9 protein-coding genes are annotated in these 13,387 nt (G+C 65.4%); 1 reads left to right on the forward strand and 8 read right to left on the reverse strand.

Annotation, left to right across the window (positions count from 1 at the left end; genetic code table 11):
• Positions 1-127: 127 nt before the first annotated feature.
• Positions 128-532, reverse strand: a complete 405-nt coding sequence (locus tag ABT294_RS34415; protein ID WP_350810499.1) for a toxin-antitoxin system YwqK family antitoxin — start codon at positions 530-532, stop codon at positions 128-130.
• 408 nt (positions 533-940) lie between these two features.
• Here ABT294_RS34415 and ABT294_RS34420 point away from each other — a divergent pair, with 408 nt between their 5' ends.
• Positions 941-1,762: a nitroreductase/quinone reductase family protein gene (locus ABT294_RS34420; RefSeq protein ID WP_350810500.1), complete on the forward strand. Its 822-nt coding sequence runs from the start codon at positions 941-943 to the stop codon at positions 1,760-1,762.
• Positions 1,763-1,858: 96 nt separating this feature from the next.
• On the opposite strand, the gene ABT294_RS34425 is transcribed toward ABT294_RS34420, so the two are convergent.
• From ABT294_RS34425 to ABT294_RS34455, 7 genes are all read right to left on the reverse strand, one after another.
• The gene (locus ABT294_RS34425) at positions 1,859-5,638 is read right to left on the reverse strand and encodes a discoidin domain-containing protein (RefSeq protein ID WP_350810501.1); all 3,780 of its coding nucleotides are present in this window, start codon (positions 5,636-5,638) and stop codon (positions 1,859-1,861) included.
• 48 nt (positions 5,639-5,686) lie between these two features.
• On the reverse strand, positions 5,687-6,580 hold the full coding sequence (locus tag ABT294_RS34430) for a carbohydrate ABC transporter permease (protein WP_350810502.1): 894 nt from the start codon (positions 6,578-6,580) through the stop codon (positions 5,687-5,689).
• Positions 6,580-7,539 (reverse strand): carbohydrate ABC transporter permease, encoded by a 960-nt coding sequence (locus ABT294_RS34435; protein ID WP_350810503.1) that lies wholly within the window; start codon positions 7,537-7,539, stop codon positions 6,580-6,582. Before ABT294_RS34435 ends, ABT294_RS34430 begins: the two co-directional genes overlap by 1 nt.
• Complete coding sequence (locus ABT294_RS34440; protein WP_350810504.1) at positions 7,536-8,825, reverse strand: ABC transporter substrate-binding protein; 1,290 nt, start codon at positions 8,823-8,825, stop codon at positions 7,536-7,538. The genes ABT294_RS34435 and ABT294_RS34440 overlap by 4 nt, the downstream gene beginning before the upstream one ends.
• A gap of 81 nt (positions 8,826-8,906) precedes the next feature.
• Entirely contained in the window at positions 8,907-11,246 is a 2,340-nt protein-coding gene (locus tag ABT294_RS34445) for an Ig domain-containing protein (protein WP_350810505.1), read from the reverse strand.
• Between the two features lie 241 nt (positions 11,247-11,487).
• Positions 11,488-12,525, reverse strand: a complete 1,038-nt coding sequence (locus ABT294_RS34450) for an enolase C-terminal domain-like protein (RefSeq protein ID WP_350810506.1) — start codon at positions 12,523-12,525, stop codon at positions 11,488-11,490.
• Between the two features lie 23 nt (positions 12,526-12,548).
• Positions 12,549-13,301: a FadR/GntR family transcriptional regulator gene (locus ABT294_RS34455; RefSeq protein ID WP_350810507.1), complete on the reverse strand. Its 753-nt coding sequence runs from the start codon at positions 13,299-13,301 to the stop codon at positions 12,549-12,551.
• Positions 13,302-13,387: the final 86 nt, after the last annotated feature.

Below are 13,387 nucleotides of genomic sequence, written 5' to 3' on the forward strand. Positions count from 1 at the left end.
GCGACCGGGGCCAGGCCATCAGCGGTTCGATCAGCCAGGAAGGCAGCACCGGCACATCGCTCCCCATGTGATGATCGCGGCGCTGGTGGTTGTCTCGTCGGACAAGTGAGCGGCAGCCCCGTCACGGTCACGACGCTCCGCCGTAGAGCGCCCGGAAGTGCAGCAGCGTCTGATAGTCCGAGTCGGATTCCGTAAGCGTGTAGTCGTCCTCCAGGACGCCGTTCTCATCCCACTGCTTCGCCCACAACGTCATGCCGTACTCGTACTCGCCGTCCTCTGCGAGCTGCCCGTTCTTGTGCCACTCCCGCGCCCGCCCGTGCTTCGCCCCCCGCGCAAAAGTCGAGTCCACCATGGGCTGCCCCGACGGATACCACTCCTTCGTCGACCCCCACTGCAGACCCTCCCGGTAGGTCGTCTCGGACCTGAGGGCGCCGTCTTTCTCCGTGAACGCGACCCCGGTGAAGGGCACGTCGTCCAGGTGGTAGAGGCCGTCGTCTTCGTAGACGACTCGGTCTGCTGGGACTCGATCCATGGAGGCTTCCTAGCTGTCTTGTCGTCTGGTTCGACGGGCGCGTCCTGCCCGCTGCCGGCCCGCAAGCTCCTGCTACCGCTGGTGACTTGTGGTCTGATGCGATTCTGCCAAATCGCTGTGGTCGTCCGAGGAGCGCTGCCGGGCACGGCGGCATCTGTTCGGGGAGCCAGAGCACAGGTGTGGCGTCAGCAGGACCCAACCGATCCCCTCAACCCGTGGCTATTCGCGCGAGTGCCACTTGTGCGGCGAATACCTTGATGAAGTAGCGTGACCTGCGTGACTGCCGGGTCGGCCTTGGGCCACGCACCAGAGAGCAGCCCGGCTGACGCTTGATCGCCGGGCGGGCCCGCGGCCCGCCGTCTTCTTCTCCATTCAGTACGGCACAGCAGGAACCACCCATGGAGAAGGATGGATTTCAACAAGCAGGTCATCGACGAGTTCCGCGCCAACAATGGCCAAGTCGGTAGCTATGTCGAGGGAGCGAGGCTGCTCCTGCTCACCACCACCGGCGCCCGCTCGGGCAAGCCACACACGACCCCGCTCGTCTACCTACCCGACGGCGTCGAGCGCATGCTGGTCATCGCCTCCGCCGGAGGAGCGCCGAACAACCCGGCCTGGTACCACGATCTGAAGGCCAACCCGCGCGCCACCGTCGAGACTGGCGTCCTCATCTTCGATGTCGAGGCGGAGGTCCTGGAGGGCACCGAGCGTGACGCGGCGTTCGCCCGCGCGGTGGAAGGCGGCCCTGGCTGGGCCGACTACCAGGCCAAGACGACGCGCACCATCCCGGTCGTCGCACTTCGCGTGACTGGTCCGCCTCGGGATAGCGCCCCGTCGGGCGGTGCGTACCTCAAGCTGGTGCACGACGGCTTCCGCCGCGAACTCGCGCTGATCCGCAAGGAGCTGTCCGATTCAGGACGGCCAGGCCTGGGCGTACAGCTGAGGATCACCTGCTTGACCGTCTGCCAGGGCCTGCACCATCACCACACGGGCGAGGACACCATGATGTTCCCCAGCCTGGCCGAGCAGCATCCCTCGCTCGCTCCGACCTTGGAGCGGCTGGCCAAGGAGCACGAGCGCATCACCGTACTCCTGGAAGAGCTGAAGCAGGCCCTTTCCGGTGAGGATCCGCTGAAGGTACGGGCCGAGATCGAACGGCTCGTCGACGAGCTCGAAGCGCACCTGACGTATGAGGAGGAGCAACTGATCCCGATTCTCGACCTCGCCTGAAGTCAGCAGGCGATCGCCTCTGCCCGGGTGGCGCAGGCGCGACACCTCCGTGTCGGGGACGAGGGCGGCGCTCCGCCGCCCTCGTCCCCGTGGCGTCTATCTACCGTTGATGGCCACCTCGAGCAGGTCGATCGCCGACCCGTTCGCGTCGCCGTCGAACACCAGCTTGACGTACTGGGCCGAGGCGCTCAGCGGGTACCGGTTGGAGAAACCGAAGTCAGCGGTGCCCGTGGGGCCGTTGATCGTACCGGCGTCGTTCCATGACACGCCGTCGACGCTGGTCTGGATCTTGATGGTCTTGGGCGTGTTGAGATACTTCTGATCGAGCGAGTTGAAGTTGATGGCGATGTTCGAGATATCGGACTTCGCCTGGAGCTTGAACTGAATCCACGCCGCCTGGCCCGCCGGTGCCGACCACTTCGACTGGTCGAAGTGGATGCCCTCGATCGTTCGGCCGTCGACGAGGTCGGCCACCCCGTCCTGATCGTGACTCGAGGTGATCTCCGCGACCCCCGCGAGGTTGCGGTACGGCAGGAGGTCCAGGAAGACCCTGTTGGTCGTCACGGTCTTGCCGTCCACCGTCACGTCCGCCCACACGACTCCTCTCGTGGGCTTCTCCACAGCCGGTGTGGTGATCTTGTTGTGTTTGAAGGTGAACGTGTCCACTTCCTGGATGGCGACCGGCTTGTACTTGTCGCCGCCGGTCAGGTCGACGACGCCGCCATGCCATCTGATCTGCGCCGCGTCCAGCCCGATCGGTCCGCCCTTGGCCGACCTGCCTTCGATCTCGTAGCTCAGCCCGTCGTTCAGCGGAAACTCGCCGTATGCCTCCTTCCCTGCGACCAGCAAGGACGCCTCGATCATGTCCTCGCCCACGTGGATGACGTGGTCCCTGACTCGGACCTTCAGCGTGCCCTGCTTGGTGATGCCCTCATGCGTGCCGGCGACCGTGATGGTCGTCGTGCCGTTCGCTCCCGCGGTCACGACTCCCTTGCCATGCACCGCCGCTACGTCGGGATTCGCGCTGCTGTAGGTCACGTCCGAGAGCTGCGCCTTCAGCGCGGGATAGGTCATGTATCCCTCGGCACGGACCTTCAACATCGCGGGTGCGACCTGCTCGCCGGTCGCGAGGACGTCGGTCAGCTTGTACGTCCGGGCCGGATCATCGGTCACGATCTTGATGATCGTGTCGACCGGGTCCTCCCCCACGTCGGCCAGGTTGATCGACAGACTGTCTCCCCGCTGGCTGAACGAGGTGATCGGGACGTTTCTGTTCAGCCATGTCACCGACGTCACCCGATCGTCGACCGGGCCGATGGTCAGGGACCTGCCGGCGATCGCGTCGAAGCCCTTCTTGCCGTCCGGCCCCTTCATGATGTGGAGGTAGATGGTGTTGTCCCGGGCGGTCGCGTAACCCCACTGCGGGCCGGTCGCGCCGTTCGGGAAGGCGAACTTCTCGTAGTTTCCTCGCCCGTCGTCGTCGTAGCCGTAGCCGGACAGGAAGTACGGCGTCGTTCCGGTCGTGGACTCGTGCTTTTCTGGACTGCCGTCCGGCGCGAACCAGCCGACCAGGTTCTCCCTGACGTCGATGAATTCCTGGGCGGCCTTCGGGTACCTGGTGGCGATTTCCTGGGGCGAGTGCCAGTTGGGCCCGCGGCTGTCGATGATCGACTGATCGTTGTTGTCCGCGTAGCCCCGCCCGGCGTTCATGACCATCTCCTTGGCCACCTGCCGGTAGTCATCACGTTTGCCGTAGTACGGCGACAGTTCGTCTCTGGTGTGGATCATCTTCCACGGTTCCATGACCGTCCGCTTGAGAAGATGGTTCCGAGCCGTGTTGGCATAGATTCCCGACGCCTCGTCGGTTCGGAGATCAGGGTCGCCGTACTCCTCGCCCCAGGCGTTGGAGTTCACGATGATTCCGTCGGAGTAGTTGCGGATGCCGCTGTAGACGACGTCGAAGTTCTCTGTCCTGTGCCCCTGGGGGCCGTCGAAGTACAGGTAGCTCGGGTCATAGCGGCGAATGAGGTCGGCGATGTCCTGGACGGTTCTGTCAGTGGTCTGGGACGCGTAGTAGAGGCCGAACCTGACTCCCTGGCGTTTTACTGCCTGCTCGAACCTCTTGATGCCGTCGACGACGTTCCCGTGCCCGTCCTTCGGATAGTAGATGTGCCGATCGCTCTTGGGGTCACAGAACTTCGAAGGCCAGAAGTAGGCCTGCTGGTTCGTTTCGACCGACACCAGCGAGTGTCCTTCGCTCTTCGCTCTGGCCGCCCATCGGTCGACGGAGAAGTTCGGATCGACAAAGGAGTTGTACACGGCGGTGGCATGCGTCAGAGCACCGACTCTGCCCTCTTCGAACCACTTGTTCGGACGTTCCTTCACGGTGATGGTGAAGTCCTTGGTGGCGCGGGTCCCCTTGCTGTCGGCCACCTGCACGGTGAAGTGATAGTCGCCGGGTTCGGCGTTGACGCTGATGACGCCCTTGGTGCTGTTCAGGTCGACCTTCCCGTCGACCAGCCCGTCCGCGATCGTGCCGTCGGAGTTCAGCTCCAGGCCATCGGGCAGCTTCCCGCCGACCACCTTCCAGGTGTATCCCGGCGTGCCTCCGGCGGCCATGAACTGGAACGCCGACGCCGAGACACCATAGGCGTTGCCGGTGGCGGACTTGTTCCAGACGTAGGGCCATTCCTTGTAGCCGGTCGGCAGGGCCTTGGTCGCGTCGCCCGACAACCCCTGCGACACGATCTTCAGGGTCTCCGACGGCCCCACGACGGAGTTGACCAGGCCGTCTATCCGGTTACCCGCCTGATCCGTCACCCGGCCGTAGAAGCCGAGATACGCCACGTTCTTGTCCTGCGCCACCGGCACACCGTTCGCGTTCACGTCCTCCGTGTAGGTGTGCCTGATCTGGATCATCAGCTTGTTCCAGCCCTGCCGCAGGTGGACGGCGCTCTTCGTGAGGTCCTTCTGCACCTCCGCGGGCGTGCTCGGATCCGTCATGCACCGGTCGTTGGCGTAGAGCCGGTACGAGCCGCTCGCACCGACGTTGACATACGCCTGCTGCTCGACCGGGCTGTAGACGTAGGTGTGCGCGTACACGTACTTGTTCCTCGTGTCCACGCCCTGCTTGACCGTGTAGTACCCGTAGAGATCCTGGTAGTCGTCATAGTTTCGGTTGTAGACACGGTCGTCGAAGTACTCCCACGTCCGGCTTTCGCCGCCGAAGCTCAACGCCTCGCCGACGCCCGGAGTGATCTTCGTCTTCCCGTCGACGGGTTCCGCCCTGTTGTAGACCTCGATCTCGGAGATTCCGGTGATCGACGGGTACGGCACGCGGCCCTTGTCGATCTCGACCTTCATCTCGCGCACGTTCTTCAACCCGGGCCGTACCGAATACACGGTGGGCTCGGACGGGCTGGCGGATGTGCTGTTGACCTTGCCGGATTCAACCTTGCTGCCATCGTCCAGGGTGAAGGTGAGGTGATACCAGTCGTTCACGTGCCGCGAATCACCCCACTGCGCGATCCGCACCTCGTTGAGCGCGACGGGCTCGCTCCATTTGAGGTTCACCCATGGGCTGGAATCATTTTCGGTGACCCACTGCTTCCTGGTGTCACCGTCGACCAGATACGCGACCGGATTCACCGCCAGAGTCGATGACGATGCCGTGATCTCCGACGCCTTGGGCGCCTGGTTCACCAGCTCCCCGGCCTCGCATTCATAGAGCTTGTCGGCCACCGGGGAATCGAACGGGCCCGACACCAGCCAGGAGTTGATGAACGGCGCGTTCCCGGCGGCCTGCTGCGCATACGCCGTCGTGTTGACAGGGCCGAGGAGCAGCGCCGCGACGATCACGGCGCCTCCACCTAACATAGTGGCGATTTTTCGCATTGTTCCAGAATCTTTCTACCCTGCGGGCTGTCAGGCCTTGAGGCTTCCGGCCGACAGTCCCGACCGCCAATACCGCTGCAGGACGATGAAAGCGATGACGAGGGGAACGACCGAGATCAGCGAGCCGGTGACCACGATGTCGTACCAGGGCTGGTCTCTCAGTTGGCTGTTCCAGAAGTAGAGCCCGAGCGTGAGCGGCCAGAGCTTGTCGTCGGCGAGCATCATCAGCGGCAGGAAGAAGTTGTTCCAGATTCCGACGAACTGGAACAGGAAGATGGTGACCAGGGCGGGCGACATCAACCGCAGTGCGACGGTGAAGAAGATGCGCAGTTCGCCCGCGCCGTCTATCCGTGCGGCGTCGGTCAGGTCGTCGGGTACGGAGGCCGTCGAGTACACCCGCGCGAGGTAGACCCCGAACGGGGTGACGACGCTCGGGATCAGCACCGACCAGTACGTGTTGACGACCCCCGCGGATGTGGCGAGCAGGTAGAGCGGCAGGGCGAGCAGCGGCGGCGGGATCAGCACCGCGCCCATGATCACTGCGAACACCCCCTCCCTGCCTCGGAACGGGTACTTCGCCAGGGCGTATCCAGCCATCGCGGCAATGAGCGTCGCCGTCAACGCGCCCCCAGCCGAATACAGCAGACTGTTGAACATCCAGCGAGAGAAGCTGCCGTCGCTGTGCTCGAAGACCTTGGCCACGTTGCCGGCGAGGTTCTGGTTCGCGCCGAACCAGAAACCGTTGGTGCCGAACAGGTCGCCGTTGGACTTGGTGGCCGAGACGAACAGCCACCAGACGGGCAACAGGAAGTATCCGGCGATCGCCAGCAGCAGCACCACGGTGCTCAACTGAGCGGCCGAAGATCCACGGTGCTCGGCCGGACGTGCGGCCCGCCGCGAGCCGGCCTCATTCTGTTCGCTCATCACGATCCCCTGCTGCTCAGACGCAGGAAGCCATAGGACAGGACGAACGTCGCGAGAGCCAGCACCACCGCGATCGCCGCGGCGTAGTTGTAGTCGTTGAGACCGAAAGCCGCCTGGTAGGAGAGCATCACCGGGGTGTAGCTGTTGCTGATCACCGAGGTCATGGAGCGCAGCACCATCGGCTCGCCGAACAGTTGCAGTGTGCCGATGATGGAGAACACGCCGGTCAGGGTGAGTGCGGGACGCAGCAGAGGGATCTTGATGTGCCAGGCGATCCGCACGCCGGAACAGCCGTCCACCTCTGCCGCCTCGAACAGCTCGCGCGGGATGGACCGCAGAGCCGTATGGAGGATCACCATGTTGTATCCCGTCCAGGACCAGGTGACGATGTTGCCGATCGAATAGAGGATCGTGTCGGCGGTGAGGAAGTCGACCTTGACGCCGGCGTCCTCTCCGAGACCGACCAGCGGGCTGATTCCGGGTACGTAGAGAAACGACCACAGAACTGCTGCGATCACTCCCGGGATCGCGAACGGCAGGAAGTACGCCAGCCGGAGGAAGCGCCCGAACCGCACCGCCTGGGAGTCCAGCAGGAGCGCCAGCAGCAGGGCGAGCCCGAGCATCACCGGCACCTGGATCAGGCCGAAGGCCAGCACCCGGAGCACACTGGTGACGAACGAGTTGTCCGCGAAGACCCGTGCGTAGTTGAAGAGGCCGGCGAAGACGGTCTCGGCCGGCCCCAGCCCCAGCCCGGAGCGCTTCACCCGGAGCAGGCTCTGGTAGACCGCGTACCCGATCGGCAGCACGAAGACGGCTGTGAACAGCACGGCGAACGGCGCGAGCAGCAGGGCCGCCGTGCGGCGGCGACGGATCGCGGCGCCGGGCCGGTTCCGGCCGCGGCTCCCGGGTGATGCCGCAGGGCGCTCCACCCGTGGAAGGGATTCGACCTTACGGCTCATCCTTCGACCTTCAGGCCCTTCGACTTCAGCGCCTCCACCGTCTTCGTCTGCAGGACGTCCAGCTGGGCGGGCAGGGTGCCCTTACCGGAATAAGCGGTGTTGACCGCGTCGGTCAGGTCGGCGCCGAACTGCGACTGCGTCGGCCCCCACTGCCAGCTCGTGTCGGTGTTCTGTGCGGCCTCGGCGAACACCTTGAAGATGTTCTGGCCACCGAAGTACTCCACGCCCGTGTTCACCTCGGGCAGTGACAGGCCCGCGGTGGCGGCCGGGTAGATTCCCGTCACCTTGATCAGGTTCTTCAGGCTGTCGGGGTTGGTGCTCATCCAGGTGGCGAACTCGACCGCTTCCTTCTTGTTCTTGCAGCCCTTCAGCACGGCCGTACTGGACCCGCCCTCGTTGCCGAACTTCTTCTCCCCCGCCCTCCACTGCGGCATGGGAGCGACGGCGAACTTGCCCTTCGCGCCCGGGGCGTTCTCCGCGATCAGTGGATGCAGCCACACCGCGCCGATCGCGGTCGCGACCTTGCCGGACTGCAGCGCACTCCACCATGCGGCGCCGTAGCCCTCGTCGGTGACGTTCACCAGCTTCTTGTCGATGAGGCCCTGCCAGTAGTCGGTGACCTGCTTGGTCTGTGCGGCGTTGACGGTGACCTTCCAGGTGTCGCCTTCGGCCGCGAACCACCTGGCCCCGTTCTGCCAGGCCAAGCCGGCCAGGTCGACCGATCGCAGGTTCAGGATGTACGCCTTCGCGTCGGCCTGACGCAGCTTCTCGGCCGCCTTGGCGTACTCGTCCCATGTCTTCGGCACCTCGATGCGGTACTTGTCGAAGATGTCCTTCCGGTAGTACAAGGCCGTCGGGCCGGTGTCGACCGGGATGCCGTACGTCCGGCCGGCGATGGAGACCTGGTTCCAGGTCCATGGGATGAACTGCCCCCGTGCGCTGCCGGCCTCGCCGGTGACGTCCTCCAGGGCGTTCTCGAGCAGGAACGTCGGCACTGACTCGAAGCCGATCTGCGCCAGGCAGGGGGCGTTGCCGGCCTTCACCGCGGAGAACATCTTGTCGTACCCGCCCTTGCCGCCCGAGGGCAGCTTGTTGAACGTGACCTGGATGTCCTTGTGGCTGGCGTTGAACCGTTCGACCGACTTGTCGTATCCGGGCGCCCATCCCCAGAACTCAAGCTTGATGACGGACGAGGACGAACCGGGGTCGTTGCCGCCGCATGCCGTCACGGCGAGCGGCACCACCAGTAAGGCCGCGGCCGCTTTCCTGATCGCCGTCTTGTTCACAGGTGTTTCTCCTCTTTCAGGGCATGCCGTGCGGGCCGCCGTTGGTGGTCGGCACCACCGGCGGCCTCGGACGGGCTCGCGCTAGCGGTTTCGGACGGTGAGGGTGTAGGTGATCGGCGCGTCCGGGAGGGCTCCGCCGTTGCGGGCGGTGATGGTGAACTTCCTGGCGCCGGGCTGGGTGGGGATGCCGGTGATGGCGCCGGTGTCCTTGTTCAGGGTCAGCCCGTCCGGCAGCCGTCCCGAGGTGATCTCATACCGGACCGTCTGGGGGGTGCTGGAGGTCACCTTGGCCTCGTACAGCTTGCCGAGCTGGGCATTCGGGGGCCGCGGCGTGGTAAAGCCCGGGGCGGGGGCCTTGACTGCCTGGGCCTCACCGACGGGGTTGCCGGCTGCGTCCAGCCGCTGAAGTGACCACGCCTGACCGGCGGTGATCTCCTCCAGATGCCAGTTGGCGGTGAGATCGGCCATCAGTTTCTGCTGGGCGGGGGTGAAGGCGCCGGCGTTGACGGCCGACTCCCATCTCTTGATCGCGGCCAGGATGGCCGACGTGTTCGAGCCCGACGACAGGCTGCTCAGATTCGTCTCGTACCACCCGAAGGTGGCGCCGAGCGATGCGGCACGGGCCAGGTTCGTCTCGGTCTTCAGCTCGGTGTCGTTGCCGTTGATCGGCAGCGAGCCCGCCATCGGAGGAAGGAAGTTGGCCCGGTAGTAGTCGTTGTTCCAGCTGATCTGCTTGTAGTCGGAGTCCGGCCAGCCGAGCCCGCCGTAGTTGAGCCGCGACTGGGCTTCCCAGGTGTTGCCGGAGACGTTGCTGGCCTCGGTGATGAAGCCGTCGACGGAGTCGAGTTTGCGGTAGACGGCGTTGACGAGATGGGCGAAGCCCCGGGCGTCCCAGCCGGTGTAGGACAGCGATTCCGATCCGTCGTAGGAGATGGTCCGGATGCCGGTGGTGTTGACCATGGCGGCCAGCCGGATAGCGATCTCGTCGATGATCGGCAGACCGCCGATCGCGCCGCCGTAGCCGTTCATGATGACCCGGGTGGCGCCGGTGCCGGCCGGGTAGGCCGCGGCGGCAGACCCCCACTGCCCGCGTGACACTCCGGTGAACTGCCACTCGGTGTCGCTGAGCTTGGTGACGCCGGTGAATGCGACGAACTCGTCACCGATGCGCAGCCGTTTGCCGTAGACGTCGCCCGAGTCGCCGTCCGCGTACAGCGTGGTGTCCGCCCGTCCGAGCGGGCGGGTCAGCTTGACGGTCTTGCCCACCGCCAGTCGCGAGTCGGCCGGCGGCGGCGACACGTACGGGTCCCGTGGATCGAGGAAGTCGGCCAGGGTGTGGACGCCCACCCTGACTCCCTCCTTGGCCGCATCGGCCACCAACTGGGTCGCGCCCGCGTCCGAGCCCCCGAAGTCGCCGTTGAACTGGTAGTGGCCTGTTGTCACCCAGGGACCGGCCGCATTCTGCACCGAGTAGAGATTCTTGATCCCTGCCTGCTTCGCGAACTTCACAGCGGTTGGGAGGCTATTGCCGTTCAGGTCGTGGAGGGCGAGAACCGATTGCCGGGTAGCCTGAGCGACCTTCTGCCACTGCCCGTCGATGGTCGGGTAGGGCAGGCTCTGATCCTGTGCGATCTGGCTGAGAACGCTGAGTGCGAGATCTGGCGCGGCGCCGAACAACGCCAGCTTCGATCCGATGATCTGTCCGCCGGGCCCCTCGATCGGTCCGACCGGGATCTGGTTCCGCCTGACCCGAACCTTGCTGTAGTCATAGCTGTAGGCGCGCAGGATGCTTCCCCACGTGGTCTTCGCTGCCACGCTCCACTCCGTCTGGGTGCCCAGCGAGCCGAAACCGCTCTGCGTGAGGTCCGCGCCGAATCCATAGGAGTCGTACTCCGGTGGCCAAGATCCCACGGTCTTGTCGTTGAGCGGACGCAGCCCGAACCGGAACGTGTCGTCGCCGACCGCCCCGACGTTTTCACCGACGGTCTGGGTGACCTTCGTCGGCAGCGGACCCCACAGCAGCGTCTGCACGTCCGCACCGGGTGCGGGGGTCAGGCCGACGACCTCCAAGGTCGAGTAGGTCGGGAGTGTGACGACCTGCACGTCGACCGTCGCCTTGCTGGTGCGGAACGTCAGCATCTTGCCGTGCTGAGAGAGCTCCACCTTGGTGGGCACCGCCCGCTGCCCGTCGGCGACCACGCTCACCAGCGGGACCGACTTCCCCGGCGCGAGATAGTCGGCACCGGTTCGGGTGTCCACCAGGCTGGTCACCAACCCTGTGTCGCTCAGCCCGATCGCCAGGTAGCCCGCGCCGATCCGCACGCCGTCGGCCGCCGCGGCCGCGGGGATGGGTAACCCCGCACTGCCGCAGGTGACGATGACCGCGGCGATGACCGCCGTGGCACCTCGGATTCTCACCATCTGCACTCCTGATCTTCGCCGAATTGGCTACTCCAGCGCCGGGTGAACGAGCCGTGGGTGCCATCGCAGACATGTATCAGATCTATGCATCGGCCAAGCAGGCCTACGAGCGGGAACTCGCCAGGCATCTCACCTGGTCAACCGGGTCTGGTCTCGCCCAGGCGCGGTTTCCTCAGTATGCGGCGCAACATCCATCAGGTCAATAGATCAGTATTATTTGGGCTCCAGCTGGCTATAAACCCTAAAAATCGGAGTAGCCGATCCCCGGACTGGTGGGGGCGCGAACGAGGCCGTCGGGGCCGATCGCGGGTTCGCGGATCACCGGGTTGGTGTAGACGAGGGACTCGTAGTAGGTGGTGTTGGGGATGGCCATGCACAGGTGGGCGTTGACGATGCCCGTTCCGTGGACCTCTGCCCGGAGCTGGAAGCTGTCGGCGAGGTGGGCGATGCGCATGGCGCCGGTGATGCCTCCCTTGTACTGGGCGCTGGTGCGGACGTATCCGGCCGTGTTGGCCACGATGAAGTCGGCGACGTTCATGTGCGCGCCGTCGGAGGTCTCGGCGACCAGGAGAGGGACGGTGACGCGTTCGGCGAGCCACCGGTAGGCGGTCACGCTGAACTCGCGGATCGGCTCTTCGTACCAGGTGTATCCGGCTTCGGACAGCGCCTGTCCGAGGTAGAGGGCGTCGGTGAAGTCGAAGCCGGCGGAGCCGTCGTACATGAGGGGGACCTCGTCACCGACGTGGGCCCGCAGCTTCTGGCACAGCTCGGCGTCGGCGCGGGCGTCGCCCCAGGCGTGCAGCTTGATCGCCTTGTAGCCGAGGTCCAGGCACTGGTCGGCGACGTCGAGGTACTCCTCCACGCTGGAGAAGGTCACCGTGCTGGCGTAGGCGGGGATCGCGTCCCGGTAGGTGCCGAGCAGTTGGTGCACGGGCAGGTTCGCGGCCTTGCCCGCCAGATCCCACAGCGCGACGTCGACCAGCCCGAGCGCGTAGATGGGGAGTTCCTCGATGCGGTCGAGCTCCCACAGGCGCTGCCAGAGGAGTTCGCGCCAGAGCGGGTCACGGTTCAGCAGGTCCTCGCGGATCCGGCGCTGCACCAGGTCCGCCACGATCACTCCGCGCCGCGTGTGCGCCTCTCCTATCAGGCCGGCGTCGGTGTGGATGCGCAGGATGCCGCCGACCACCGGCCCTTCCGAGCCGGGGAGTCCGGCTCGCCAGCGGAAGGGCGGCTGCGCGGGCAGATCGACGAGTTCGACGGTGACATCAGTGATTCGCATGGGTTCCTTCGTGTGGGAGGTCATCAGAACGAGGCGTCGTCGCTGGGAAAGAGACGGTGACGGATCTCCTCTTGGAACTGCGCCATCGTCATGTCGATGTGCCGGGTCATGAGCGCCACGGCCTGCTCCTCATCGCCGGAGGCGACGGCGTGGGCGATCGCCAGATGCTGATCGGCGGCCACCACGAGCGATCCGCTCGCGACCCCCGCCAGCCCGATGATGCTGACCTGCCGTTGGAGGCGCTGCACCGATTCGACGGTCGCCAGCAGGAACATGTTGGACGCCGCGTCCGCGACCTCCCTGTGGAACTGCTCGTCGGACCGGTTGAAGGCTTCGATGTCGTTGCGCGCCGCGGCCTCCGCCGACAGCTGCGCCGCCTCGCGCAGCGCCTTCACCTGTGCGGGTACGGCTCGCTGCGCCGCCAGGCGGGCCGTGGCGGACTCGATGTGCCGCCGGAACGCGAACATCTGGTCGACCTGCCCGATGTCCGCGGGCAGGAACTGCGCGAACGACTCCCGCAGAGAGGCGTCCTCAGGCTCGGCGACGTAGATGCCCCTGCCCTTCTGCACGCTCAGCCTCTTCACCGCCGAAAGGATCTTCACCGCCTCCCTCACGACCGTCCTGCTCATCTGTACGGCATCTGCCAGATCCTTCTCCGTCGGCAGACGGTCTCCTGGCCTGAGCCGCTCACGGACGATGTACTCGAGAATCCGCTCCGCCGCGATCTCGTAACCGGGCCGGTAGTTGGCCTCTGAGCTCGACTGTTGCGGTAGCACAGCTGATTGGTTCAATCCCTTCCCCGCCTCTCATCCGATCTGCATACGGGTGCATCTTAACCCTAATGTTTCGGATCTATAGGCCA

Origin of the sequence: Nonomuraea sp. NPDC000554 (assembly GCF_040300065.1) — a bacterium.
Taxonomy (GTDB): domain Bacteria; phylum Actinomycetota; class Actinomycetes; order Streptosporangiales; family Streptosporangiaceae; genus Nonomuraea.

Coding starts and splice junctions, on each gene's coding strand:
- ABT294_RS34445 (WP_350810505.1), bottom strand. CDS start 11,246: ATGGTGAGAATCCGAGGTGCCACGGCGGTCATCGCCGCGGTCATCGTC.
- ABT294_RS34420 (WP_350810500.1), top strand. CDS start 941: ATGGATTTCAACAAGCAGGTCATCGACGAGTTCCGCGCCAACAATGGC.
- ABT294_RS34415 (WP_350810499.1), bottom strand. CDS start 532: ATGGATCGAGTCCCAGCAGACCGAGTCGTCTACGAAGACGACGGCCTC.
- ABT294_RS34435 (WP_350810503.1), bottom strand. CDS start 7,539: ATGAGCCGTAAGGTCGAATCCCTTCCACGGGTGGAGCGCCCTGCGGCA.
- ABT294_RS34430 (WP_350810502.1), bottom strand. CDS start 6,580: ATGAGCGAACAGAATGAGGCCGGCTCGCGGCGGGCCGCACGTCCGGCC.
- ABT294_RS34425 (WP_350810501.1), bottom strand. CDS start 5,638: ATGTTAGGTGGAGGCGCCGTGATCGTCGCGGCGCTGCTCCTCGGCCCT.
- ABT294_RS34450 (WP_350810506.1), bottom strand. CDS start 12,525: ATGCGAATCACTGATGTCACCGTCGAACTCGTCGATCTGCCCGCGCAG.